Annotated in this window: 21 protein-coding genes; 20 read left to right on the top strand and 1 reads right to left on the bottom strand. The window is 48.9% G+C overall.

Annotated elements, in window-relative coordinates:
• Positions 1-35 precede the first annotated feature (35 nt).
• The 7 genes from HPL003_RS13530 to HPL003_RS13560 all read left to right on the top strand — a co-directional run bounded on the left by HPL003_RS13530 (position 36) and on the right by HPL003_RS13560 (position 9037).
• Positions 36-1001: a glycoside hydrolase family 25 protein gene (locus tag HPL003_RS13530; RefSeq protein ID WP_014280235.1), complete on the top strand. Its 966-nt coding sequence runs from the start codon at positions 36-38 to the stop codon at positions 999-1001.
• 675 nt (positions 1002-1676) lie between these two features.
• The gene (locus HPL003_RS13535) at positions 1677-3332 is read left to right on the top strand and encodes an ABC transporter substrate-binding protein (RefSeq protein ID WP_014280236.1); all 1656 of its coding nucleotides are present in this window, start codon (positions 1677-1679) and stop codon (positions 3330-3332) included.
• A 38-nt stretch (positions 3333-3370) separates the two neighbouring features.
• Complete coding sequence (locus HPL003_RS13540; protein ID WP_014280237.1) at positions 3371-4375, top strand: ABC transporter permease; 1005 nt, start codon at positions 3371-3373, stop codon at positions 4373-4375.
• A gap of 35 nt (positions 4376-4410) precedes the next feature.
• Complete coding sequence (nikC, locus tag HPL003_RS13545) at positions 4411-5322, top strand: nickel transporter permease (protein WP_014280238.1); 912 nt, start codon at positions 4411-4413, stop codon at positions 5320-5322.
• Positions 5323-5491: 169 nt separating this feature from the next.
• A complete protein-coding gene (locus HPL003_RS13550; RefSeq protein WP_014280239.1) occupies positions 5492-6907 on the top strand; it encodes a deoxyguanosinetriphosphate triphosphohydrolase family protein in 1416 nt (471 codons plus the stop codon).
• 188 nt (positions 6908-7095) lie between these two features.
• Complete coding sequence (locus HPL003_RS13555) at positions 7096-8034, top strand: MsnO8 family LLM class oxidoreductase (protein ID WP_014280240.1); 939 nt, start codon at positions 7096-7098, stop codon at positions 8032-8034.
• Between the two features lie 13 nt (positions 8035-8047).
• On the top strand, positions 8048-9037 hold the full coding sequence (locus HPL003_RS13560; RefSeq protein ID WP_043922393.1) for a THUMP domain-containing class I SAM-dependent methyltransferase: 990 nt from the start codon (positions 8048-8050) through the stop codon (positions 9035-9037).
• Between the two features lie 8 nt (positions 9038-9045).
• Here the strand turns inward: HPL003_RS13560 and HPL003_RS13565 are convergent, their stop codons facing one another.
• Positions 9046-10002 (bottom strand): D-2-hydroxyacid dehydrogenase, encoded by a 957-nt coding sequence (locus tag HPL003_RS13565; RefSeq protein WP_014280242.1) that lies wholly within the window; start codon positions 10000-10002, stop codon positions 9046-9048.
• A 184-nt stretch (positions 10003-10186) separates the two neighbouring features.
• On the opposite strand from HPL003_RS13565, the gene thpR reads away from it, so the two are divergent.
• From thpR to HPL003_RS13630, 13 genes are all read left to right on the top strand, one after another.
• Entirely contained in the window at positions 10187-10789 is a 603-nt protein-coding gene (gene thpR / locus HPL003_RS13570; RefSeq protein WP_014280243.1) for an RNA 2',3'-cyclic phosphodiesterase, read from the top strand.
• Positions 10790-10891: 102 nt separating this feature from the next.
• Positions 10892-11704: a cell wall hydrolase gene (locus tag HPL003_RS13575; RefSeq protein ID WP_014280244.1), complete on the top strand. Its 813-nt coding sequence runs from the start codon at positions 10892-10894 to the stop codon at positions 11702-11704.
• A gap of 158 nt (positions 11705-11862) precedes the next feature.
• Positions 11863-12546 carry a metal-dependent hydrolase gene (locus HPL003_RS13580; RefSeq protein ID WP_014280245.1) on the top strand — a complete coding sequence of 228 codons (684 nt, stop codon included), beginning with the start codon at positions 11863-11865 and terminating at the stop codon, positions 12544-12546.
• A 463-nt stretch (positions 12547-13009) separates the two neighbouring features.
• Positions 13010-17608, top strand: a complete 4599-nt coding sequence (gene gltB, locus HPL003_RS13585; protein WP_014280246.1) for a glutamate synthase large subunit — start codon at positions 13010-13012, stop codon at positions 17606-17608.
• A 323-nt stretch (positions 17609-17931) separates the two neighbouring features.
• On the top strand, positions 17932-19569 hold the full coding sequence (locus HPL003_RS13590; protein WP_014280248.1) for a sensor histidine kinase: 1638 nt from the start codon (positions 17932-17934) through the stop codon (positions 19567-19569).
• A 93-nt stretch (positions 19570-19662) separates the two neighbouring features.
• Complete coding sequence (locus HPL003_RS13595) at positions 19663-20298, top strand: response regulator (RefSeq protein WP_014280249.1); 636 nt, start codon at positions 19663-19665, stop codon at positions 20296-20298.
• Between the two features lie 331 nt (positions 20299-20629).
• A complete protein-coding gene (locus HPL003_RS13600) occupies positions 20630-21373 on the top strand; it encodes a YveK family protein (RefSeq protein WP_014280250.1) in 744 nt (247 codons plus the stop codon).
• The gene (locus HPL003_RS13605; RefSeq protein WP_014280251.1) at positions 21357-21995 is read left to right on the top strand and encodes a CpsD/CapB family tyrosine-protein kinase; all 639 of its coding nucleotides are present in this window, start codon (positions 21357-21359) and stop codon (positions 21993-21995) included. Before HPL003_RS13600 ends, HPL003_RS13605 begins: the two co-directional genes overlap by 17 nt.
• Positions 21996-22034: 39 nt before the next feature.
• The gene (gene galU, locus HPL003_RS13610) at positions 22035-22928 is read left to right on the top strand and encodes a UTP--glucose-1-phosphate uridylyltransferase GalU (RefSeq protein WP_014280252.1); all 894 of its coding nucleotides are present in this window, start codon (positions 22035-22037) and stop codon (positions 22926-22928) included.
• 16 nt (positions 22929-22944) lie between these two features.
• A complete protein-coding gene (locus HPL003_RS13615; RefSeq protein ID WP_014280253.1) occupies positions 22945-23643 on the top strand; it encodes a sugar transferase in 699 nt (232 codons plus the stop codon).
• Positions 23643-24578 (top strand): glycosyltransferase, encoded by a 936-nt coding sequence (locus HPL003_RS13620; RefSeq protein ID WP_014280254.1) that lies wholly within the window; start codon positions 23643-23645, stop codon positions 24576-24578. Before HPL003_RS13615 ends, HPL003_RS13620 begins: the two co-directional genes overlap by 1 nt.
• Before the next feature lie 10 nt (positions 24579-24588).
• Complete coding sequence (locus HPL003_RS13625; RefSeq protein WP_014280255.1) at positions 24589-25926, top strand: O-antigen ligase family protein; 1338 nt, start codon at positions 24589-24591, stop codon at positions 25924-25926.
• 4 nt (positions 25927-25930) lie between these two features.
• Complete coding sequence (locus HPL003_RS13630; protein WP_014280256.1) at positions 25931-26701, top strand: WecB/TagA/CpsF family glycosyltransferase; 771 nt, start codon at positions 25931-25933, stop codon at positions 26699-26701.
• Positions 26702-26706 lie beyond the last annotated feature (5 nt).

A 26706-nucleotide genomic window follows, 5' to 3' on the forward strand; every position in this document is an offset into this window, starting at 1 on the left:
TTACAACATTATGAATGACAAGGAGGGATCGCCTTATGCAAAATCGCAGTCCTAATGCTGCCGAGGGCATTGACGTGTCCCGATACCAGGGAAATATGGATTGGAAACGTGTACGGGCCGATGGCAAATCGTTTGCCTTTATTAAAGCGAGTCAGGGACAGCGTTACGTCGATCCGACATTTATCACCAACGCAAAAGGGGCCAAGGCAGCAGGGGTATTGCTGGGAGCTTACCATTTTGTAGATGCAACCAGCGTTGACGCGGCCAAAGCGGAGGCCAGACATTTTGCCGAGGTGCTGGATCGGATTGGAGGCGCAAAAGCGCTGGACTTTCCAGCGGTAATGGATTATGAGAACAATCCGGGTGGACTTAGCTCTGCTGCGATTCATGAAGTAGCCATGGCGTTTTTGACGGAATTTGAAAGGGTAAGTGGTCGCAAGCCGATGGTCTATACGGGGAATGCATTTGCGGCCCATTTCAAAGCGTCGCTAGGAGCTTATAAGCTATGGATCGCGCGTTACAGCACACGAGTGCCCAATGATACCACAGCATGGAAGCTGTGGGACTTCTGGCAATACAGCGACAATGGACGAGTTGATGGGATTCAAGGGCCAGTTGACCTGAATGTATACGCCGGAACAGAGGCAGAGCTGCGCCAAGCTTTTGCAGGAGAAGAGGGGGATGAGCCGATGACAGCAGAGGAAAAAGCGGCATTTAAAGCCTTGCAGCAGCAGGTTGCTGCACTTGAAAACAGCAAAGATGTGCTCAAACAGACATTGAACGAACAGAGCGCTTATATTAATAAAGTGGATCAGCGAGTAGCTGACCTGGAGGCGCGTCAGGCTATGCCAGTGCCAGCTTGGGCAAAGGAATCCGTAGCAGCAGCCGTTGCTTTTAATCCATCGAGTTCGATTGTGGATGCCAAGCAGCCAAGCAGCTATGATTTTTATCGCCTGCTTGTCGTCTTGAACCGTCTGGGTGTGTTTAAGAAATCGTCGTAAACTACTGAACAAACAGGAATCAAGTAGGAGGATGAGATCTTGCAAAGAGGACGCGAGCAGCTGTTATAGCCGCGTTCTTTTTTATATATTTGTAGATATTTCCCTGTGATATTAACTAACATTACTTTCCGAAAACGTTCGGAAATTTAAAAAAATCTATGAAAACGCTCTTGTCTACCCTCTCATTTTATAGTAAAGTATCCAGTAATCACTCTCCATTCATGTGATCGCTTGTATATACTGTGAGTATATATGACATTTTTCACTATGATTCAACAAAAGCTGAATGCTTGGAGACAGCAATCTTCCTCATAACCTCACAGACCATCGCATCGGGTACGACACTTTAGGCATACATCACGGAGGCCGATTGAATTGAACCACAGGTGTTGATATCTAATTCTACATATAAAATTACCTTTCACACCTCCAACTTATGAATTAACTTCCATCAGAGAAAATGATATCACTCGGTAATAGGTTGAAAATCAGCTTGATTCCCATCATTCGATAATACCTTACGATTGGTGATAGCTATTTGCTGTATAAGCTTACGTATCTGTGTGTCATGAGATTTAATTTGGACGATGTGTCCATTAGATCATAGAGGTTATCTGGGTGTCCATCTGGTATCAACGAACTAACAATATACGAGGTGTGAAAGGGGTCTGCTGCATGAGCAAAAAGTACGTAAAGAACAAAGTTTGGACCGTCCTACTGGTGCTTGCATTGGGGGCTGTTCTGGCACTTTCCGGCTGTGGAGGTTCCAATGAAGGCGCAAAACCGGAGGCAGGAAAAACGCCAGGAGGCGCAGGAGAGGGCGCGCAGGATACATTAATTTATGGGCGCGGTGGCGATTCCGTGGCGCTGGACCCTGCGATTGTGACCGAAAGTGAATCGCTAAAAATTGGAATGCAGGTGTTCGATACCTTGCTGGAATACAAGGAAAGTACAACGGAGATTCAGCCGGGGCTTGCAGAGAGTTGGGAAGTATCACCCGACGGACTAGTTTATACGTTTAAGCTGCGTCAAGGTGTAAAATTCCATGATGGAAGTGACTTTAATGCAGAAGCGGTTGTATTTAACTTTAACCGTTGGTTTGATCCGAAAAGCCCATATAAATTTGACGGAGACTCGTTCGATTATTATGACTCCATGTTCGGTCCAGAAGGGAGTCGGGTGATCAAGGAGGTCAAAGCGGTAGATGCGAACACGGTCCAGTTTACACTGACCAAGCCGCAGGCACCTTTTTTACAAAATATCGCTATGCCATCCTTTAGTATCGCAAGCCCTAAGGCTATTCAGGAGAAAAAGGCTGATTTCAAGAGCAATCCGGTCGGTACGGGACCATTTGTATTTAAGGAATGGAAACGGAATGACACTATCACGCTGGAGAAAAATCCAAACTATTGGAAAGAGGGGCAGCCGAAGCTGTCCAAGGTTATTGTTCGTTCCATACCCGACAATACCGCGAGATTTAATGCTCTGCAAAACGGAGAGATTGATCTGATGGAGGATCTGAACCCGGACGATGCGAAGCAACTGGAAGGCAATAATGAGCTGCAAAAAATGGAGCGCCCATCCTTTAATGTGGCGTATATCGGATTTAATTTGAAGAAAAAGGTATTCAATAATCCCAAGGTACGGCAGGCGCTTAATCATGCAGTGAACAAACAGGCTATTATTGATGCATTGTTTGCGGGAGAGGCAAAGCCTGCGGTCAATCCGATGCCGCCTACATTATGGGGATATAACGATAGCATTCAGGATTATACCTACGATCTGGATAAGGCTAAATCCTTGCTGGCGGAAGCAGGCTATCCTAACGGGCTTACCGAGCCGTTAACTTTTTACGCGATGCCTGTATCTCGTCCGTATATGCCTGACGGTAAAAAGGTAGCGGAGGCCATTCAAGCTGATTTTGAAAAAATAGGTGTTAAAGTGAACATCCAATCGCCGGAATGGGCCACTTATCTGGATGATGTCAAGACGGGCCAGAAAGATGATTTGTATATGCTGGGATGGAACGGAGATAATGGCGATCCGGACAACTTCCTTTACACCCTGCTGGACAAGGATACGATTCCGGGTAATAACCGTAGCTTCTATGTCAATGAGGAGCTGCACAAAATATTGGTGAAGGCGCAGGTTGAGGTCGATCAGGACAAGCGTGCGGAAATGTACAAACAAGCACAAGTGATTATTAAACAGGATGCGCCGTGGATTCCACTGGTTCACAGCACACCGCTGATGGCAGCTAAAGTGAACCTCAAGGGCTTTGTGCCTTCTCCAGCAGGTATTGAATCGTATGGTAATGTTTATTTTGAATAATCCAAATAGCTCAAGCGCAAGCAGGCGGTGATTCTGGTATGAACTCATACATTGTAAAAAGACTGGCGGTATTGATTCCGGTATTGCTGGGCATGACGCTCATCGTTTTTTCGATAATTCATGCTATTCCGGGTGATCCGGCGGAAACGATACTGGGAGACAAGGCCACAGAGCAGTCCAAACAGGCACTACGTGAGCAGTTGGGACTGGGAAAGCCGTGGTTGCAGCAATATGGAACCTATCTGAGTGAATTGGCACATGGCGATTTGGGTGATTCGATCCGTACCAGACAGCCGATTGCCCGGGAAATGCTGCCTTACTTGGCGGCTACACTGGAATTGACGGTGGCGAGCATGTTTTTTGCCATTGTGGTTGGAATGAACGCGGGTATCGTGAGCGCCTGGAAGCGAAACTCCTGGTTCGACTATGTCAGCATGGTCATTGCCCTTGTCGGGGTGTCGATGCCGATTTTCTGGCTGGGCTTGATGGAGCAGTGGATTTTTGCCAATAAGCTGCATTGGCTTCCTTCCATTGGACGCATGAATTCCCGTGATCCGGTGGAGGCGGTGACACATTTGGCGGTTATTGATGCAATGATTGGTGGACGTATGGAGCAGGTATGGGCGGTCATCAAGCATTTGATTTTGCCCAGCATCGCACTGGGAACCATTCCCATGGCGGTCATTGCACGCATTACTCGTTCCAGTATGCTGGAGGTTATGGATTCGGATTATATCCGCACAGCCCGGGCGAAGGGACTGGCATCTTTTCAAGTCGTGTACAAGCATGCACTTAAAAATGCCGCCATCCCCGTGCTCACCGTCATCGGTCTTCAGACTGGCTCGCTACTGGGCGGCGCGGTGCTGACAGAGACCATTTTTGCATGGCCCGGTATCGGACGGTACATTTTTGAAGCGATCAGCTCGCGTGACTACCCTGTCATTCAAAGCGGGATTCTGATCATTGCGTTCCTGTTCGTCATCATTAATCTGATTGTCGATTTGCTGTACGCGGTTCTTGATCGGCGTATCCGTTATCAGTAATCAAGTCGTCAATGGGTCAAGGGGGAGCTTGTCCGATGTCACAATTTTCGATGGAACCCAACAACATACCGACAACACGCCATACATTGGCTCATGTGCCTGTTGTGTCCGGCCCTTGGAGAGACGCGTGGAGGGCTTTCCGATACAATAAAATGGCATTCGTCGGCCTGAGCATTATTATCTTCTTTGTCATCATCGCTTTGATCGCTCCGTGGATTGCTCCTTTTGATTATAAAGCGCAGAATTTGGTGGATCGTTTGCAGCCTCCTTCCGCAGAGCACTGGTTCGGGACGGACGATCTCGGCCGGGATTTGCTGACTCGTACGCTGTATGGGGCCAGAATCTCGTTGTGGGTCGGTTTTTTGTCCGTCATTGGTTCGATGATTGTAGGAACGGCTTTAGGTTTAGTCGCGGGATTTTACGGAAAATGGGCAGACATGATCATCTCGCGACTGTTCGACATTTTACTGGCGTTTCCGGGGATTCTGCTGGCGATTGCTATCGTTGCTATTTTAGGACCTTCACTGGAAAATGCCCTGTATGCTATTGCTATCGTCAACGTGCCGACATACGGACGGTTGGTTCGCTCCAAAGTGCTCAGTGTCAAAACCGAGGAATACATCACTTCTGCCAGAGCGCTTGGGGCGAATAATGTACGAATCATACTCCGGTATATTTTGCCGAATAGCTTGACACCGATTATCGTGCAAGGAACGCTGGGGATAGGAACGGCGATCATTGAAGCGGCAGCGCTTGGATTTCTCGGCTTGGGCGCACAACCTCCTGAACCGGAGTGGGGTAAAATGCTGTCGGATTCACGCCAATATATCCAGAATGCGCCATGGACCGTTATTTTTCCGGGTATATCCATTATGCTGACCGTATTGGGCTTTAACCTGATGGGTGACGGCTTGCGGGATGTGCTGGACCCGAGGGCGAAGCGTTAGAACAAAAGTGGTGTTCCCCGGCCTGAATCCTAATGGCTGGCGGAGCACTTTTTTTATTGAGATTTTTCGTGCTGGAGTTGCAGCGATATAGCTTAAAGTCATGTAAGCTTTCCTGAGACGTGAAAAAAATGTATAATCACTCCAATTGAGTACGTTGGGAGTGGGCTTTATGACATGGCAAAACAAGAGAGAGCATCGGCAGTTTCCGGAACAGACACGAAGCGACGCTTCACGGGCAGCATATGAACGGGATTACTCCCGATTGATCCATTCACCGACCTTTCGTCGGCTGCAAGGCAAATCTCAGGTTTTTGGCGCAGGCACAGGCGATTATTATCGTACACGGCTGACGCATTCGCTGGAGGTAGCACAGATTGCACGCGAAGCGGCACGCAGCTTGCTACGGCGCCATCCCGAGGTGGAGCTGGAGCAGGCGGATAACGCCGGGCTGATTATTGACCCCGAGGTGGTGGAATGTGCGTCCATTGCGCATGATTTTGGTCATCCACCGTTCGGGCACAAGGGCGAAGAGGTACTGGACGGCATTTTGGATCAGTTGATCGAGACGAAGGTGGAAAAGATAGCGGCTGCCGGAGGCTTCACTCCTGATTCCAAGCAGGGGCTAGAGACATATGCACGTGAGCGGCAAATCTACGAGCACTTTGAGGGGAACGCACACAATTTTCGACTCATTATGTTTTTGGAGAAGCGTGAGAATGTAGATGGTCTGAATTTGTCGGATGCTGTTTTACTAGGGATCAACAAGTACCCGTATCCGGGGATTTGGAATAAAAAAGGGATGTACCTGCATGAGTGGGAATACATTCGTTCCATCCGCGAGGATTGGGGAATTCCTGATGGTCAGAAGACGCTGGAGGCCCAGCTTATGGACCTGTGCGACGATATTGCGTATTCCGCGCATGATCTGGAGGACGGAATTAAGGCAGGGAAAATAGAGGTGCACGAGCATTTTTTGTATGATCCGTACTTGATCCGTCTGATTACAGAAAAAATCACCACGTTGGAGGATAGCTTCTGGCAAGGCTGGCAGCTAGCTCAGATCGAACAGAAGGTAGCGGCTGTGCTTAGCGAATTTTTGAAGGTATGGAATGGCAAGATGCCGATGTGTGAACACGATTATTCCCGCACCCGGCGTGAGGTGAAAGCGTACTGGGTCAGTTTGTTCGTCAGCAGCTTGGGTGTAATTGATGCGGGAAATTGGAAAAAGGTTACTTTTGTGCGGGATGGAAGCGAGGATCTCGATATGCTTCGCACCGTGAGTGTGCTGAAAAGCTTTGCCTGGGTCACGATGATCCGTGATCTGCGCGTGCAGCGGCTGCAAAAACGGAGTGAATGGATGCTCAGACGGCTGTGGCTGGCTTTTCTCGATCCAGAGACATCCAAGTCCATTATTCCGAGTGATTGGCTCCAACGCTTTGAACGTGATCAGGGCAAGGCCAAACCGATTTGGACATGGGAGCATATGGTCATTGATTATATTGCAGGGATGACCGATGCTTTTGCCGAGAAAATCTATAATGAGCTGTATGGTTTGAAGGTAGGTTCCATTTACGATCTGGACTAACATTTCATTTAACCGAGCATTTTGCATAAATCCCAAGAGCGATTTCAAATTAGCAATATAGAGATCGAAACGATTTAGTTCGTCTATATATTGTACTTTCGAGCGTTGGAAATCGAATTATGCAAAATGCTGAACCCTATATAGTAGAAGAAACTGGTTTTTAAGTATGAAAAAGAAGGGGGATATCTATGGGTTCTCAGCCTATACCTGCCAAATCACTGAATCTGGGGGTACTGGATATGGTACCGTTGTTGCCCGGAAACCGACCGGAGCAGGCCGTTCAATGGGCAGGAGAGCTGGCCAGACGTGCGGAAGCGTGGGGCTATACGCGCTACTGGACTTCGGAGCATCATGATATGGAGGGGCTTGCTTCCTCCAGTCCGGAAGTGTTGCTGGCTCACATCGGGGCAGTGACTCGGAAAATCAAGCTGGGGGCAGGCGCTATTTTGCTTCCGCATTATAGTCCGGTCAAGGTTGCAGAATGGTTTCATCTGCTGGCGACTCTATATCCGGGCAGAGTCGAGCTGGGTCTCGGGAGAGCCCCCGGTGGAGGACCGCATGCTTCGATGGCGCTGAGCGGCAACTTTCTCCAGCATGTGGCTGAACTGCCACAGACGATGGAAGCGCTGCTGGCTTTGCTGGAAGGTACCTACGAGTATGAGCAGGTGCCCGTGTTTGCCCGTCCGATGCCTGAACAGCCACCTGCGCTGTGGATGCTGGGTACCAACCGTAAAAGTGCCGAATACGCCGCCCGGTATTCAACTGGCTATGTGTTCGGTCAATTTATGAGTGAGCAGGATACGAGAGATATGCTGAGCATTTACCGTTCCGGCTTTCAGCCGTCCAAACGAATGGACAAGCCCCGTACGATGGTTGCTGTCGGGGCCATATGTGCCTCAACGAATGAACAGGCGCAACGATGGGCTGCACAGATTACGATGGGTGACCCGGCGATGCGGGCTAATTGGCTGGTGGGAACACCAGCGGATGTTGCCAAACGGTTGCGCAGCTTGCAGGTTGAGTACGATAATGATGAATTTTTGTTAGTCACACCCATTCCCAATTATGAGCAGCGGCTTCAATCCTACCGTCTTATAGCAGATGCCGTAAATTGTGATTCTAAATGAAAAGAGATCTGACATGAACAGATATGAAATAAATAGTTCTGCTATGAATATGCAAAGATACATATATACTTACGCGTGTCATGAAACCGAGCGAGAGCTGTGTCTTTTGGAGTTGAAAAGCTTGTTCGGTCACTCCTCTGCGCATGATTCCATGCTGCTGTCCCATCGGCGGTTGGAGCCGGGCACCAGCCCATTCATCCATCTTCGGCTGGATGTGGCCGCAAATGCGGGTACGCTGGACGAACTTTGCGAAGTAGCCTCCGCAATTCAACTTGAAGAAGGGAAGACCTTCAAGGTCCTGTGTCTCAAGGAAGGCGACAATGTGGCAGACTATGACGAGCGACGCGGAATAGAAAGACGCATTGGCGCACGTATTCGAGGGCAGGCACAAATGAAAGAACCGGATGTCACCCTGGGTGTCATACGGGTAGGGGAGCGGTGGCTGCTCGGCAAGTGCATATACAGCGACAGATCGTGGCTGGAGCGCCGTCATAAGCCGCAAAACTATTCCACCGGACTACCAGTGCTGGTAGCCAAAGCGCTTGTGAATTTAGCAGTGAATGATATAGCAGTACAGGATATAGATGGGGGCCGATTGAAGCTGCTGGACCCGTGCTGTGGCATGGGCAATGTGATGATTGAAGCATTGAGCATGGGAAAAGATATTCGCGGTTGTGATATCAACCCGCTGGCGGTACGCGGGGCACGCGTGAATTTGCGTCATTTTGGATATGAAGAGGATCGGGTAAAGCTGGGAGATATGAATCTGCTGGAGGGAACCTATGATGCGGCCATATTGGATATGCCCTATAACCTGTGCTCCGTGCTCCCTGCCGATGAACAAAAGCAGATGCTGCGCAGTTTGAGACGCTTGGCTGCACGAGCGGTAGTCGTAAGCACGGAGCCGATGGCAGCATTGCTGTCCGAGTCAGGCTGGACCCTCACGGAGCAATGCCGTATACATAAGACAGGTATGAGCCGGGAAATATGGATCTGTGAGTAGTTGGTTTGTTAATACTGAGTTTTATAGTTGACCAAATTCAGCGGTAGCTCCTGATCGGCTGCATAGGCTTTCAAATTGGTGAGGAAGATATCTACTGCACGTTCAGCGTAGTGGTCCGTGTCGCCTGCAATATGCGGCGTGATCAGGACATTCTCCAGACTCCACAGCGGATGCGACGCGGGTAGGGGTTCTTCCTCGAATACATCCAGTCCGGCAAAGGCAATATGCTTTTGCTCCAGAGAGCGCACAAGTGCATCCGTATGGACAGTGCCGCCACGACCTACATTAATGAAGAAAGCTCCCTTACGCATGGCTGCAAATGCCTTTTCGTCAAAGAAGTGACGGGTTTCCTCGGTGAATGGCAAAATATTCACCACGATATTCGCTTCTCCTAGCGCTTCATGTAATTGCTCATTTGTATACATGCGCTTTACATGTGGGGCATCCTTGCCGGAACGCCGGACTCCGATCACTCGCATGCCAAAGGCTTCAGCAATCCGCGCCGTTTCACGGCCGATTTCACCCACGCCTGTAATCAGCAGCGTTTTGCCACGTAATTCCGTCAGCTCGCCTTTCGGTGGCTGCCATGTTTTCTGACGCTGCAAGAGAGCTGCTTGCTGTAAATAACGTGTATGCGACAGCAGCATCCCAAAGATTTGCTCCGTAATCGGAACGGCATGAACGCCACTTGTATTGGTAAGAAAAATATGACGCTTTTCCAGCTCTGCAAGTGGCAGCTTATCAATACCCGCCGACCAGGTCTGTATCCATTTCAGCTTGCTGTCTGGCTGCAAAGCTGCTTCGGAAATATGCTTGGACCAGCCTAAAATGACCTCTGCCTGTCGGATTTGTTCAGGCTTCAGCTCCTGGGCCTTACCAATGATCAGCTCATAGCCCGGAGCTGCTGCACGAACTTGCTTTTCTTGCTCTGCGGTAAGCTGGTGTAAACTTACAATGGTTCCCATGATTCATTACCTCCTCGGTTTTTGATTCTTTGGAGCTTCCAATATATTCTGATGAATCATCCTTTCAAGGATAACAGATTGGCGGGAAGATTGCATAAATAGGGAAAAAACCAGCTTGCTGTGTCACTTTAGATAACAACGAATGACTATAGCTCTGATTAGGGATGAAAGGAAGACGATGACGATGAACGGATTACCGCTGGTAGTACCGCAAACAGCACAAACACAAAGACTTTTTACCGCGATTGCTCTCCCGAGCGAGCATAAGAAGGAGTTACGCTGCTGGGTGGAACAGGATGTTAACGAGTTTTCTTTTCGCAAATGGACCGATTTCAGGGATTACCACGTGACACTTCAGTTCCTGGGGGATGTGGCGACCAAGGATATACCGGAACTGGAACAGGCTTTATTTCAGGCGGCCGCTGCACATTCCCCGTTCACTCTCGGCATTGGCGAACCGGGGACTTTTGGACGAGATGGATTTCCGCGTGTGCTATGGAGGGGAGTTACGGGGCAGAAGGATTCTTTGAACCAACTCCACCAATCCATAGTTGAGGCTATCGAATCGCTTGGTTTTAAGCCCGAGGAACGGCCTTACAGGCCCCATATCACAGTAGCACGTTCGTATATAGGGCAACAGCCTATTCCGGCGTCTATGCTTCAGTCCGATGACCGGATAGGTGAGCCGTGGGAAGTGGGAGAATTTGTTTTGTACGCGACCCGAATGGGCCAAAAACCAATGTACCAAATAATTCAAACGATCCCATTATTGAGGAGAAACCCTTGATCTATCAGCGATTTTAGTGATATAGTATTTCAGCGCTATTCAAAAGGCGCATTTTGGGTTACATATCTGAGGAATGTGCCTAAAGTTAACAGGAGGAACATTATGGAAATCGTTAAAGAACATCGTTGGTTTGCACCTCTTTTGAGTGTGCTGCTTGTTTGTATATTGGGGGTAGGCCTCTACGCTGAGGTTCAACAAACACAAAAAAATCATAAAAATGCACCTATGCAATCTCTGAGCTGGTCAGGGAATTCTTCGGCTCCTTCACACGGGGACAGGATGGAGACCCATAACGGGTCAAACAGGACAAGTCCCATCTTTGCCAAGGCTCACCAACAGCCGAGCTGGAAACAAATCATGCCGACTCCGTTACCCGCTTCCCAGATGAAGCAGGCGGGACAAGCCCGGAGCAATGCTGCAACCGGCGTGAAAAAACCTGAAGTCCAGCATAGCAAGTCCGCAATTCTTACCCCTCCTACAACCATCTACTTTACGAAGACACAAATGCTCTCTCAGGATGACAAGGCGTTGTCTACCTGGAGCTATCCTGTCTCCGCTAAAGAACTGCTCCTGCTACAAAAAATAGTCATGGCAGAAGCAGAAGGCGAACCGTACGAAGGCAAAGTGGCAGTTGCCAACGTTGTCTTAAACCGGCTGCGGTCAGCCCCATTTCCCGATTCGATCCAGGCAGTGATTTATCAAAAAGCGCAATTTAGTCCGGTTGCGAACGGGCGTCTTCGTCGTGTTCAGCCCAACGAGGACAGTATTCGTGCGGTTACGGCTGCTTTGAATGGCCATAAAGCCGTGCCTGATAATACCTGTTTTTTCCTGTCGCTGACGTTGGCTCAGGATCTTACGGTTCATCATTCGCGTACCAAAGTGAAAACAATCGGTCATCATACTTTTTATAAATAAAAGCAGCCTTCTACAAATAACAGCCCTTTCTAAACCATAGGGTTCAGCTTTGTGAACGTGTTTTTTCGTGTACAGATGAAGCTTGTATGCAAAAAGAGGTATAATGGGTAAAGGAAAGGTACCCAAGTTATGAAGTGACGATGGAGGTGGCAGATGATATGAAAATCACATATTACGGACATTCAGCTGTGCTGGTGGAGGAAGAGGGCAAACGGATTATTATGGATCCTTTTTTGACAGGGAATCCTAAAGCGGCAGTAAAAGCTGAGGATATTCAGGTGGATGCAGTGCTGTTGACGCATGGTCATGCGGATCATTTTGGAGATGCTGTTGAAATTGCCAAGCGCAACGATTGCCCTGTGATCGCGGTGGCGGAATTGGCTGACTATTGTTCATCTCAGGGAGCCAAGGCTCACGGTATGAACCTTGGGGGCGGTCACCAATTTGACGGCTTCCATGTAAAATTCACACTTGCGTTCCACAGTTCCTCTTTAACGGTGGATGGACAAACGATATATATGGGTGAGCCTGCGGGCATTTTATTGACCATAGGCGGCAAAACATTTTTCCATGCTGGCGATACTGCCCTGTTTGGCGATATGCGTCTCATTGGGGAAACCAACTCGATAGATGCTGCTGTATTACCGATTGGTGACGGTTATACAATGGGACCAGAGGATGCACTACTGGCAGCCAAATGGCTCCGGGCAAGCCGCGTAATACCGGTGCATTACAATACATTTCCGGGGATCGAGCAGGATGGGAACGCCTTCTGTGACCGTCTGAACAAAGAAGGGATTAAGGGAACAGCCCTGAATCCCGGCGAAAGCCTCGAATTTTAACCTGCATTGCCAAATTGCGAGCAAATGTCGGAGCGCCAGAATGTTCAATAGATATCCTCTGCCAGCCTTTTCTGTTCCTTCGGGAATGGGAAAGGCTGGGTTTATTAAGATGAATATTTATACATAAAAACGGTATATTTTTGCATCTTCACGTTGAAGCTGTAATGTAAAAGATTTATTATCACAATCATAAAAACTTTGAATTGCTAACATGGTAGGTCAATGATAAAATGATAGAACTAATTAGATTCACCAGTAGATCCGACGTGTTTTTCAAGTCAAGCTATTGCATAATTATTGAAAAACATTCGCATTCGGCGGACCGTACCGCCTTGAATACGTCACATGTTTTGTCCCCCAATCCTCGTAGTTGTTCTTAGAGTTACCTCTTGTTGCCACTGTCTTCTATTCGGCCGCCTGTATTTCAGGCCAGCATGACTTTATAACAGAAAGGTTGCGTTCTATGAGACAGACAGGTTTACCACCCAAACAGGGATTATACGATCCCCAATTCGAAAAAGACGCCTGCGGTATGGGCTTTGTTGCCCACATTAAGGGAAAACCATCGCACGATATCGTAAGTCAGGCTTTGACCATGCTCGTCAATATGGAGCACCGGGGCGGTCAGGGAAGTGAACCGAACTCCGGTGACGGAGCGGGGATTATGATTCAGGTACCGCATCTGTTTTTTCAAGAGGAAGCGGAGCGACTGGGCTTCAAGCTGCCAAAGGCCGGACATTACGGCGTGGGTATGCTTTTTGTATCCAATGATCCGAAGGTTCGTGAAGTTCATGAGCAGAAGCTGAGAGATATTATCGTAGATGAGGGCCAGAACTGTCTGGGATTCCGTGATGTTCCGACTTATGACGAAATGCTGGGCAAATCGGCGAAAGCGGCCAAACCAGGCGTACGTCAGGTGTTTATCGGTCGAAGCAGCGATTTGAAGGAAGAGCTGGACTTTGAACGGAAACTGTATGTTATTCGCAAACGGGCGGAGCTTGCCATTCGCTATAACGAAGAGGACCAGAACCGTGAGTCGTTTTATATCCCGAGTTTGTCATGCCGTAAGGTTGTATACAAAGGAATGCTCACAACCGAGCAGGTAGGGCAATTTTATCTGGATTTGCAGGATGAGCGGGTGACATCGGCAATCGCGCTGATCCATTCCCGTTTCAGTACGAATACGTTCCCAAGTTGGGATCGTGCGCATCCTTATCGTTTTATGATTCACAACGGTGAAATTAACACGATGCGGGGCAACGTGAACTGGATGCATGCACGTCAGGCCCAGTTTGAAAGTGAAGCGTTTGGCGAAGATATCGGTAAGGTAAAACCAGTCATTAACCCGGATGGTTCAGATACAGCCATGTTTGATAATACACTGGAATTTCTGTATCTGAGTGGACGTTCCCTTCCTCATGTAGCCATGATGATGGTGCCGGAGCCTTGGAATAAACACGAGACAATGGACCCGAAGAAACGGGCATTTTATGAGTATCACAGCACAATGATGGAGCCTTGGGACGGACCGGCTGCGATGGCGTTTACGGATGGTGTACAGATTGGGGCGGTTCTGGACCGCAACGGCCTGCGTCCTGCGCGTTACTATGTGACCAAGGATGACCTGATCGCATTGTCTTCAGAAGCGGGTGTGCTGGATATCGCTCCTGAAAATGTACTGTACAAGGATCGTCTTCGTCCGGGACGAATGCTGCTGGTCGATACCCAAGAGGGCCGCATCATTTCTGACGAAGAGTTGAAGGAGCGTATCGCATCCGAGGAACCTTATCAGGAATGGCTGGATGAGCATCTGGTCAATCTGGATGAGCTGCCGGAAGCTCTGGAGCAGCCAGAGCCGAAGCATGAAAATGTGAACCAGCTCCAGCTGGCTTTTGGATATACGTTTGAAGAACTGCGCAAGATTCTGGAGCCAATGGCGCTCACAGGTGCGGAACCGATTGGCTCGATGGGATATGATGCTCCATTGGCGGTGCTGTCTGACCGTCCGCAACGTTTGTACAACTATTTTAAACAAATGTTTGCGCAAGTCACGAATCCACCGATTGATGCCATTCGGGAAGAGATTGTAACGTCCACGGCAACTACGATTGGACCTGAGCGCAATTTGCTGCATCCGGAACCGGAAAGCTGTCGTCAGATTCGTCTGGATTCCCCGGTGCTGTCGAATGAGGAATTTGCCAAAATTCGTCATGTACACCGTCCAGGCTTCAAGTCGATGACGATTCCGATCTTCTTTGAAGCGAAGGAGGGCGTGGAAGGCTTGCGTAAGGCGCTCGAAGGACTGTTTGAGGCGGCTGATCGTGTCATTGACAAGGGTCATAACATCCTTATTCTGTCCGACCGTGGAGTGGATGCAGAGAATGCAGCCATTCCGGCGTTGCTGGCTGTCTCCAGCCTGCATCACCACTTGATCAAGCAGGGTACACGCACACGTGTAAGTATTTTGCTGGAGTCCGGAGAGCCGAGAGATATTCATCATTATGCGGTGCTGCTTGGTTACGGCGTGAGTGCGGTTAATCCGTATCTGGCATTCGAAACGCTGGATGTCATGATTCAGCAGGGCTTGCTGCGCGGTGTCTCGCAGGAGAAAGCAGTTAAAAACTATATTAAAGCAGCTACCAAGGGTGTCGTTAAAATATTGTCCAAAATGGGTATTTCCACGATTCAGTCGTACCGTGGAGCACAAATTTTTGAGGCCGTAGGTCTCAAACAGGATTTCGTTGATCGCTACTTCACCTGGACACCGTCCCGCATTGGCGGTATCGGTCTGGAGGAAGTCACGGTGGAAGCGCTGGCTCACCATAACCGGGCTTTTACCGACAAGGACGGCAACGACAAAGTGCTGGATTCAGGCGGCGAATATCAATGGCGTAACGATGGGGAAGAGCATTTGTTTAATCCGCAAACGATACATTTGCTCCAGCAGTCGGTTCGCTCGGGAGACTACAAGCTGTACAAGAAATACGCCAAGCTGGTGCAGGGTGAAACGCAGCAGCATTTGACGATTCGCTCCATGCTTCAGTTGAAGCCTGCGGGTAAACCTGTTCCACTGGAAGAAGTGGAATCCGCTGCATCGATTATGCGTCGTTTTAAGACGGGAGCTATGTCCTTCGGCTCAATCAGTCAGGAAGCGCATGAAGATATGGCGATTGCGATGAATCGTATCGGCGGCAAGAGCAACACCGGTGAAGGTGGGGAAAACCCTGCACGCTTCATTCCGGATGCCAACGGCGATTCCCGTCGCAGCTCGATCAAGCAGGTGGCATCAGGCCGATTTGGTGTAACGTCGAATTATTTGGTGAACGCCGACGAAATTCAGATTAAAATGGCGCAAGGCGCGAAGCCGGGTGAAGGTGGACAACTGCCAGGCCGCAAGGTGTATCCTTGGGTAGCTGAGGTACGTGGTTCTACACCGGGCGTGGGACTGATTTCGCCGCCGCCGCATCACGATATTTATTCTATCGAGGATTTGGCAGAGCTGATCTACGATCTCAAAAACGCCAATCCGCGTGCTGACATTAACGTGAAGCTGGTGTCGGAGGTAGGCGTAGGTACGATTGCAACAGGAGTGGCTAAAGGCCGCGCTGACATTATTCTGGTCAGCGGCTATGACGGCGGTACAGGTGCTTCTCCGCAAGGCTCCATCCGCCATGCGGGGATGCCTTGGGAGCTGGGTCTGGCCGAGACGCATCAGACGCTGATGCTGAACAATCTGCGCGACCGCGTGGTGCTGGAGACAGATGGCAAGATGCTGTCCGGCCGCGATTTGGTGGTAGCTGCTTTGTTGGGCGCGGAAGAATACGGCTTCTCTACAGCGCCGCTTGTGGCGTTGGGCTGCATTATGATGCGGGTTTGCCAAATGGACACCTGTCCGGTTGGGGTGGCTACACAGAATCCAGAGCTGCGCAAAAATTATATGGGCGATCCTGCCCATGTGGTGAATTTTATGCGTTTCATCGCAGAAGATGTCCGCGAAATTATGGCGGAGCTGGGCTTCCGCACGATTCAGGAAATGATCGGACGTACGGATTGTCTGGATACCGTGAACGCCGACTCGCACTGGAAGAAGAAAGGCGTCGATCTGAGCTTGTTGCTGCATGTTCCTGAGCTGGAAGATGGTAGTGTACGTTACCGCGTACAACGACAAAACCACGGGCTGGAAGAAACGCTCGATATGCAGAAGCTCGTACCGATGGCTGCTGGGGCGTTGGAGAACGGAACAGCTGTAGAGGCTACCTTGCCTATAACAAACGTGAATCGGGCCGTAGGTACGATTCTGGGCAGCGAGGTTACCCGCAAGTACGGAGCGGCGGGTTTGCCTGAAGATACGATTCGCTTTAACTTCATCGGATCAGCAGGTCAGAGCTTCGGGGCTTTTATTCCTAAAGGCATCACGCTGAGTGTTGAAGGCGACAGCAATGACTATGTTGGTAAAGGGCTATCCGGTGGTAAGGTTATTGTGAAGAAATCTCACAAAGCGACCTTTAAGGCAGAAGAGAACATTATTATCGGAAATACGGCTTTGTATGGAGCGACCAGCGGGGAAGCTTATATTAGCGGAATTGCAGGGGAGCGCTTTGCCGTTCGGAACTCCGGCGCACGTATCGTCGTCGAGGGTGTCGGCGATCATGGCTGTGAGTATATGACAGGCGGACGTGTAGCTGTACTGGGCGAGACTGGACGGAATTTTGGAGCCGGGATGTCTGGAGGCATTGCATACGTCTATGACCCTCAGGGGACGTTCCTGAGCCGTTGTAACCTGGAAATGGTGTTGCTGGAAGGCGTGGAAGACCCTGCGGAAGCAGCGGATCTGCGCGGTCTGATTCAGCGCCATGTCACGTACACAGGCAGCGAAGCGGGACAACGTATTTTGGATGACTGGCAGACTGCGATTCAGCAGTTTGTGCGGGTGATTCCAAAGGATTACAAGCGTATGGTTGAACAGATACAAAAAGAAGAGGCGACCGGTTTGAGCGGGGATGAGGCTCTGCTGGCCGCATTTGAAGCCAATATGCGTGAATTGGCGCGTGCCGGGGGCTAATGCAGCCCCTCACCAAATTCATTAAAAAGGGACTTGCTGAATACCGTTGTTAAGATCACGGTGATGCCAGCAAGTCCCTTTTTTAGTTCTTTGGAAACATGATTTATGTCCTTGACAAACGTTATAGTTTCTGACATTACCCCGAAAGTGTTTTCCTGAAACGGTAAATATGTTATAAAAAGTACCATTTTTTTTAGAATGTAACCGTTTACGTTAGAGATTATGTCTTGTTATTTATTTTTGGATTGGTTATGATTTTTTTAGAGTACAGAACAAACCTAATATGCCCATCGTCCCTTCAATACACAGAATAGGGTGACAGGATGAAGTTGAAGAAGTCAGCAGAAGACCAAATGATTTTTTTGTACCGGTATGTATCACTATCTTTAACGTCGCTTGTTTTTCTGTTCGAATCATCCAGATTAATCGTTTGGCAGAAGTTATTACTTATTGTGTTTCTATTTTTATCTGTTACATTATTTACGTGGATTTACCGCAAGTACAGACTTCATGATATGGTACTGAAATGTTGCATTGCTCTGGAAACCGCAGGGATCATTTTGTTGCTGCTCCCGACGGGAGGGATGGATAGTCCGTTCAAATGGTATGTGATTACCCCTATGTTGGTGGCTTGTGCTCACCTTTCTATGAGGTACAGTTGGACGCTCCTTCTTTCTTATATCGGCTTGGTACTCACATTTTGTTATATCTTTTTTACACCAGGTCAATATTTTTTGTGGGATATGGTGTTACAAAATGCGAATTTATTTCTGGTGCTGATTGTGACCACGATGGCCATGCAGGTGATCGGTGTCATGAAGAATGAGTTGAAGATGGCGAAGGAGCAAGCTAATGAGACGATGGAACATATTAAGTCGATTTACCACATCATGGAGACGACTAGCCACAACGAGGCATTGAATCTGGGGCAGGTCATCTCGGACTACACGGTTAAGCTGACGAAGCAGAGTCGCGCATTTTTCTGGTTGGACAGTCAGGAGGAGGATGCGCCGGAGAGCAGTCAGACAGGTTGGACGGTGGAGGAAGAGGAGCAGCTATTCGAGGAGCTGGGGAATTATCGTGAGGAATTCAGGGAAGAGCGGGAGCCGTTTTTCAGGCATCTGCCGGAATGGGGCGATTTTCTCATGATCACGGTACCGATGACGACTCGTTTTGTGGCGACCATCGGACTCAAGCTGGGCCCGGATCAAAGTCTGACGGGAAGACGCTGGCTCGTGCAGCAACTGATATTCCTCGCTGAACTGAGCACCGTGTTTTTGGAGCGCTATGAGCTGGAGCGTATCGAAAATCAGTTGATTGTGACGAATGAGCAGAACCGGATTGCGAATGAAATGCATGATAATGTATCACAAAGTCTTTTTGGCATTGTGTACGCGACGCATTCACTTCGGCAGACATGGCATGATCAGCCCAAGGAACAGGTGGAGGAACAAATTGAACTGATTCAGCAATCCGCTAATCAGGCAGTGAGAGAGCTAAAAGGAGCCATTCATAGCTTAAGCTCGAAAAAGAGCGGAGGCCCGACTTGGTTAGGAACAGTGAAAAGCCATCTGCATACGCTGTCCAAGCTGAATCATGTACAGATTGACTTTGATATTCATGGGGATCATTTTTCACTGCCGTATTTGTATCAAAAGGCTTTGTTTCGTATCATATCCGAAGCCGCAGGTAACGCAATCCGGCATGGGTTGGCGAAGCGGATTGATGTGAAGTTAAAATTGACACCCCAAGTGATTAAATTGTCTATTCATGACGACGGAGTAGGGTTCGAGACGGCGAGAATGGTTGCGGGAGGTGAGGTGGTCAGTGCAGGCAGTGGCCTGGGCATGATGAATATGGAATATTTAGCTCAATCAATGGGAGGTGAATTTGATATTTCAAGTCGAATCGGAGAGGGAACACAGATCCGATTGTCCATTCCAGTAAATGCTTATGAATAAAGATGTATGAACATCCTGCAATACAAAATCTGCGGTAACAATCGGATACATAGGGATTATGCAAATCCTGAACTGTAGACAGGAGGCCGAATCATGAAAATTGTCATTGTCGATGATCATCCTTTAGTACGGAAAGGACTCGCTGCGGTTATATCCATGCAGCCCAATGTTCAGTTTGCGGGAGAGGCCCAGAATCAACAGGAAGCACTTGTGGTTATCGAGGAAACGGATCCAGACCTAGTGCTGCTAGACTTGAAACTTGCTGACGAATCAGGCCTGGATATTATCAAAATAGCACGCGGGCGCGGGTTCAGAAGCAAATTTATTTTGCTGACATCTTCGGCCACACGAGAAGACTTCCTGAAAGCGGAGGAAGCTTCTGTGGACGGTTACGTACTCAAGGAGGCTTTGCCTGAGGAACTAATTTACGCGATTCATCTTGTCAACAAAGGACGCAAGTATTATGATCCTGCTATTCTGGAGAACAAGCTGCGGGAGGATGCGGGCAATCTGACAGACGACCTGACACCGAAGGAAAAGGAAGTATTGGTCGAACTGGGACAGGGTGCCTGCAACCGCGAAATTGCATCCCGGTTATTCATCAGCGAATTTACAGTCAAAAAGCATGTCAGTCAGATTTTGGCCAAGCTGCGGCTGGCTGATCGGACTCAGGCAGCGTTGTATGCCAATGCGATTGGTCTGGCGAAGTACGAGCCAACGAACATCTAGCACGTGATACGCTGAAGGCGGTGGCGATGGAAAGCATGTCCGACTGGGCAGTGTGCCCATTAGCTTTCCAGTTCAGTTTATATAGTGAGTAACAGAAGAAGCCTCAAAATCACCAGCTTCGGTGGTTTTGGGGCTTTTTTTCGATTTATTTTTCCATAATCAACAAAGACTGGTACAAAAGTATACCATGCCGTAGCCAAAAGTATACAATCTCCTCCCCCTGTAGTGATGGAGAAAGTGCCGTCCGGTTCCATGTCGTTCCCACAGCAGCTTGTTACAATTAGATCATACTTAAAATAAGAAGAGAAATTGTATGGGAGGGAGGATTTTTGTGGAGAAAACCATTTTGGATTATCTGGTCCTAATCAAAAAAAGATTGTGGCTGATTGCGATTTTTGTCATTCTCTCATGCGTAACGACTTACTTTGTGAGCGACAATGTCGTGAAGCCGGTCTATTCCGCCTCAAGTCAGCTGCTGGTTAACCATATTTCCGGTAAGCAGGGGAGCAACAATCTGAACGACGTCAACACAAGTCTTAATTTGGTGGAAAGCTACAAGCAAATTCTCACTTCACCCAAAATTATGGAGGCTGTCGTAACGACTCATCCCGAATTCGGCTTGACACAGCAAAAGCTGGCAGAAAAGCTACAGGTCAAAACCTCGGATAAAAGTCAGGTCATCGGCTTGACGTTTGAGGCAGGGAGTTATCCACAGGCCGCCGCTGTTGTTAATGCGGTAACCCAGAAATTCGTGCAGACGGTTCCGGGGCTGATGGAATTGAATAATGTGAAAATTTTAAATGAAGCGGATCCGCTGGCCAATCCTGACCCGACCAATGGAAATCCGCTCATGAATATTGCGATTAGCTTTCTCGTATCGCTGATGATTGCACTGGGCACGATTGTGTTCCTGGAAAGCATCAACGGTACGCTGCGCACGGAAAAAGAGGCAGATGCAGACATCGGTATTCCGGTGATTGCATCCATCCCGGTCATTCGCAAGAAGGACATCAACGGCGCAGCCGGAAATTCCAAAGAACGGGTAGGGGAGCGAAAATATGCTGCGATTGAATGACATGTTGATTACAGAAAGCAATCCTTCATCGTATGTCTCGGAATCATTCCGATCCCTCCGTACATACATCCGGCAGCAGGTCATCGGGCAGACGGACCGCGGGACGGTTCTGCTGCTGACCTCGCCTGAGAGCGGAGCGGGTAAAACAACGCTGCTCGCCAACATCGGCGTTTCCTTTGCACAAGAAGGCAAGAAGGTGGCTCTGGTGGATTGCAATCTCCATACACCAGCGTTGCACGAGATATTTGGGGTGGAGAATACCGGAGGTTTATCGGCTTATTTGCGAGGTGGAGCTTCTTCCAAGTCCATCGTCAGGCATGGCGTGCCGGAGCTGTCTATTATTCCCGGCGGAGACACCTTGTACAACGCGGCTGACTTGCTCGGCAGTGAACGCATGGTGGAGCTGCTGGAAGAGCTGAAACGCGAATATGACATCATACTGCTCGACTCGGCTCCAGCGCTGAACTACACGGATGCCCGGCTGGTCGCAAGCTTAACGGATGGTGTGATTCTCGTCGCCAGACACGCCCGGACCAAACGGGAAGATTTACGCAAAACAAAGCAACTCATGGATCAGGCCGGTGCGACACTGGTTGGAATTGTGATGAATCAGGTGAAGTAAGCAACACCAAAATTCGATGAAGCAAGGAGAATGAGTGCGATGACGAAAAGAGTGAAAAAGGCCATTATTCCAGCAGCAGGATTGGGTACGCGCTTCCTTCCTGCGACCAAAGCAATGCCTAAGGAAATGCTTCCGATTATCAATAAGCCCACAATTCAATATATCGTGGAAGAAGCAATTGCTTCCGGTATTGAGGACATTATTATCGTAACGGGTAAAGGCAAGCGTGCTATTGAGGATCACTTTGACAACGCATTTGAGCTGGAATCGAAACTGTTGGAGGACGGCAAGCTGAAACTTCTGGAAGAGGTACAGCGTTCTTCAGGAGTAGAAATTCACTACATTCGCCAGAAAGAACCCAAAGGTTTGGGACATGCGGTATGGTGTGCAAGACGCTTTATCGGGGACGAGCCGTTTGGCGTACTGCTGGGCGATGATATCGTAACAGGTCAGAAGCCTTGCCTGCGTCAACTGATGGATCAGTATGAGGAAACTCAAAATTCCGTCATCGGTGTACAGCGGGTACCGCAGGAATTCACAAATCGCTACGGCATCATTGAACCGGATCAACAGGACGGACGTCTGTACCGGGTAAATAATTTTATAGAAAAACCGGCTCCAGGCACAGCACCTTCCGATCTGGCTATTATGGGCCGTTATGTATTCTCACCAAAAATTTTCAAATATCTCGATCTTCAGGAAAAAGGGGCGGGCGGCGAAATTCAGTTGACCGATGCCATCCAAAAGCTGAATCAAAGCGAGCGCGTGTACGCCTATGACTTTGAAGGAACACGTTATGACGTGGGTGAGCGTCTTGGTTATATTTTGACCACACTTGAATTTGCACTTGCTAGCGATGATTTGAAGTATCCGGTTATAGAAGCCATGCACGAGTGGCTGAAAAAGACCGAGAAAGCAACCACGGCAGGTTGAGAGGGGGTACGTCAGCATGAGCATGGAAAATTTACCGGAGGACGGCGAGGCTGTCATGTCAGGTAAAGCGTTTTACATGCCATACGGAAATACACAAATACAGGATAAAACGTCTTACTTGGTGACCAAGCGATTGCTCGACATGTTGCTGTCTTTCGTGGGTCTGATCGTATTACTGCCGCTTTTTATAGTGGTGGGTGTTTTGATCAAGCTCGAAGATCCGAAGGGAAGCGTGTTTTTCAAGCAAACTCGGGTGGGCAAGAACGAGAAGCTATTCAACATGTATAAATTCCGTTCGATGGTGTCCAATGCCGAGGAGCTGAAAAAGGATTTGATGGCGCTGAATGAAGTGAGCGGCGCCATGTTCAAAATTAAAAACGATCCGCGGATTACGAAGATTGGCAGTTTTTTGCGCAAGACGAGTATTGATGAGATTCCACAGCTGTGGAATGTGCTGGTCGGGGACATGACGTTAGTGGGTCCGCGTCCGCCATTGCCGAGCGAGGTAGAGCAATACTCCGATTATGACAAGCAACGCCTGATTGTCACACCGGGCTGTACCGGCTACTGGCAGGTGAGCGCACGTAACAGTGTAGGCTTCGAAGAAATGGTGCAAATGGATTTGAAGTATATTCATGTTCGCAATACGTGGCTCGATCTGAAAATCATCATGAAAACAGGCATTAAAATGCTGTTCTCCAAGGATGCTTACTGATGGATGCATTCAAGCGGTGTCCCGCAGTGTCCGTCGTTATTTGCACCTATAACCGGGCGGACCTGCTGGAAAAAACGCTAATGTCGCTGCTGGAGCTGAACGACCTTGCGCTGGCTGAGATCATTGTGGTCGATAATCGCTCCACCGATCATACGGCGGCGACGATCAAAAGATTTAATGTTGCACACGGTCAGGATATTCATCTTCGGTATCATTATGAGCGCGAGCAAGGATTATCAGCCGCTCGTAATGCGGGCATTACGTTATCGAGGGCAGAAGTCATTGCTTTTCTGGATGATGATGCAATCCCGTGTGTTACATGGCTGCAAACGATTATGTCGACCTTCGGGAACAATCCCGAGCTGACGGCCATGGGCGGGAAGATAGATCCTTTGTTTGAAACGGAACGACCGGGCTGGCTAACAGGTCCGCTTGAGCTGCCTTACACGATTATTGACTTGGGAAAAGCCGTCCGCGAATATCCGGCGGGACTGAATCCGTTCGGAGCGAATATGGCCATGCGCAAAACAGCTTTTGCTGCTGTGATGTTCCCACTTCATTTGGGAAGAAAGGGAGACATCCTCTTATCCGGTGAAGAATCGTGGGTATTCGAGCAGATTCGTAAAAATGGCGGAACGATCATGTATCATCCTCACATGGCAGTGAAGCATTTTGTTCCGGCTGCACGGTTAACAAAGGAATGGATCATGAACCGTTACTACTGTCAGGGTATGTCTTACGCTGTTCAGGCCGCAGGCCTGCGCGGCAACGTGATGCTGATGGCGAAGATGGCAGCCAAATGGCTATACAACACGGTGGACTCCCTGCTGGCACGTACTGAGGGCAGGAAGCTGTTGAACCGGTGCAGATTTGAAAGTATACGGGGAACCCTGGATACACTGCGCAACCGGAAAAGCGAGTCAGCTGCGGGGTGAAAGATTGAACATGAGCAACTATCCTTGGACTTCGAGAATAAACACAATACAGCATGTTTTCATTTTTCTTCTGGGCGCTCTTGCTGTAGGAATTGCGGCTACTTATCAGCCGGTGGCCAGCATTGCGGCGGTATGCTTACTGCTTCTGCTGGCCGTTTCTATCCATCATCCGGAGCGCATCAGCTATGCAGTTCTGCTGAGCACGGCGGTATCGGTGGATTCCTTGTATCAGGGTGGCGTATTCGGCATCGAGATTTTGTCATTATACAAATTGGGCATTTTGGCCTTGCTGGTACCGTGCATGCTCGTTTACGGCATACGCCTCAAATTTAGCTATCCGATCTGGGCATTGGTGATCATGCTGGGGATTACATTTGGATTTTCAGCATGGCTGCCTACGCTGACGACCTCGATTGCAGTGAAGGCGTTCGTCGGACTATCGTTGCCCTTCTTTTTTTTACTGATCCAGTGGAAGAAGGATGTGGCGGAAAAGCATATCCGATTGATCAGCCTGCTGCCGATCATTAGTGTGGTCGTTGGACTCGGTTTACAGGTCGTAGGGCTGCATTCGTTTACCGATGTGGAATTTACGGGAGCGGTAAGAGTACAGGGGGCGAACATTCCGCCGCATCTGGCGATGCTCTCCTTTCTCGGAATTGCCGTCTCGCTAATTGAGGTCAAACGCAAGCCGCAACAAGCTGCCTTTTATTATACGGTGCTGGCGCTGAATTTTTTGATTCTGATTGCCACTGGCACACGTGGGCCGATTCTGGCGCTGTTGCTAATGTTTGCTGTGTATCTGTTCGATATCGCCAGACAGTATCTCAAGGGAAAAGTCAATTATTTGCTACCGCTGGCCGGATCGTTTTTGATTGCTCTGGGGGCGGTGGCCCTGCAATGGAACAATTTAAAAAAACGCTCCTTCGAGCGGGAGACCGATACGGGAATTGATCTGTCGGGACGCTCGGAGGCATGGGAATATTTCTTGAACAGAGTACAGGATTATCCGTGGTCAGGCAGGGGTCTTGGCGCGGTGACGGTTGCGAACGACGGGACGTTATTCAAAGGCTTTGTCGTGCCGCATAACGAGTATATACGCTTTTATTTTGACACGGGATATATCGGCTGCGGATTATTGATGCTTTCATTGCTGGTCGTGTTCGTTCTCATTTACCGGTCGCTTGCCAAGCCGATCAAACCTTATTTTGCAAGCTTGATTGCGGGCTTTCTGATTTATTCGTTTTCAGATAACACGTTGTCGACGGTTCAGATGATTATTCCATTTTGCTGGTATTTGAACGCTTTATACCAGACATCTACTCAAACCGATTTTCGCAAAGAGAAGTGATACGATGAGCAGAGTGAACATGTTCGATGTCAACTTTGATAATTATGATTTTAACGATCTACTCGAATTTATAGATACTTCTATTGAGCATCAGCGTCATTCCTACATTTTGACCTGTAATGTCGATCATGTGATCAAGCTTCGCAAGGATGATGAATTCCGCAAGGTATATTCCGATGCAGGAGCTGTGGTGGCCGATGGAATGCCAATTATATGGGCGTCCAGGTTGCTGAAAAAGCCCCTCAAGCAAAAGGTGTCCGGTTCCGATCTGTTCACCCGGCTGGGGGAGGCTTTTGAGGATCGAGGCTATCGGTTGTTTTTTCTGGGGGCGGCGGACGGTATTCCCGAGAAGGCGATGCTCAATCTTCAGGAGTCGTACCCGAACATGAATGTAGTGGGCTGTTACTCTCCTTCCTATGGCTTTGAGAAAAATGAGGAAGAGAACAGACACATTGTCCAATTGCTGCAAGAGGCCCGCCCGGACATCGTTTTTGTCGGCGTAGGCGCACCTAAACAGGAAAAATGGATTTACAGATATTACGAGACATATCGCGCTCCGATTTCAATAGGGGTAGGAGCTACGTTTGATTTTCTGTCGGGAAATGTGAAACGTGCACCAGAGCTGATGCAGAAGACGGGATTTGAATGGTTTTGGCGGTTGTCTCAGGAGCCTAAACGTTTGTGGAAAAGATACTTGATTGAGGATTCCCAGTTTCTCGTTCTGCTGTTTAAGGAAATGTTCAAGCGGAACCGGGTGAAGGGAGGTCAAGGGTGAGAAAT

It is taken from the genome of Paenibacillus terrae HPL-003, from assembly GCF_000235585.1.
Taxonomy (GTDB): domain Bacteria; phylum Bacillota; class Bacilli; order Paenibacillales; family Paenibacillaceae; genus Paenibacillus; species Paenibacillus terrae_B.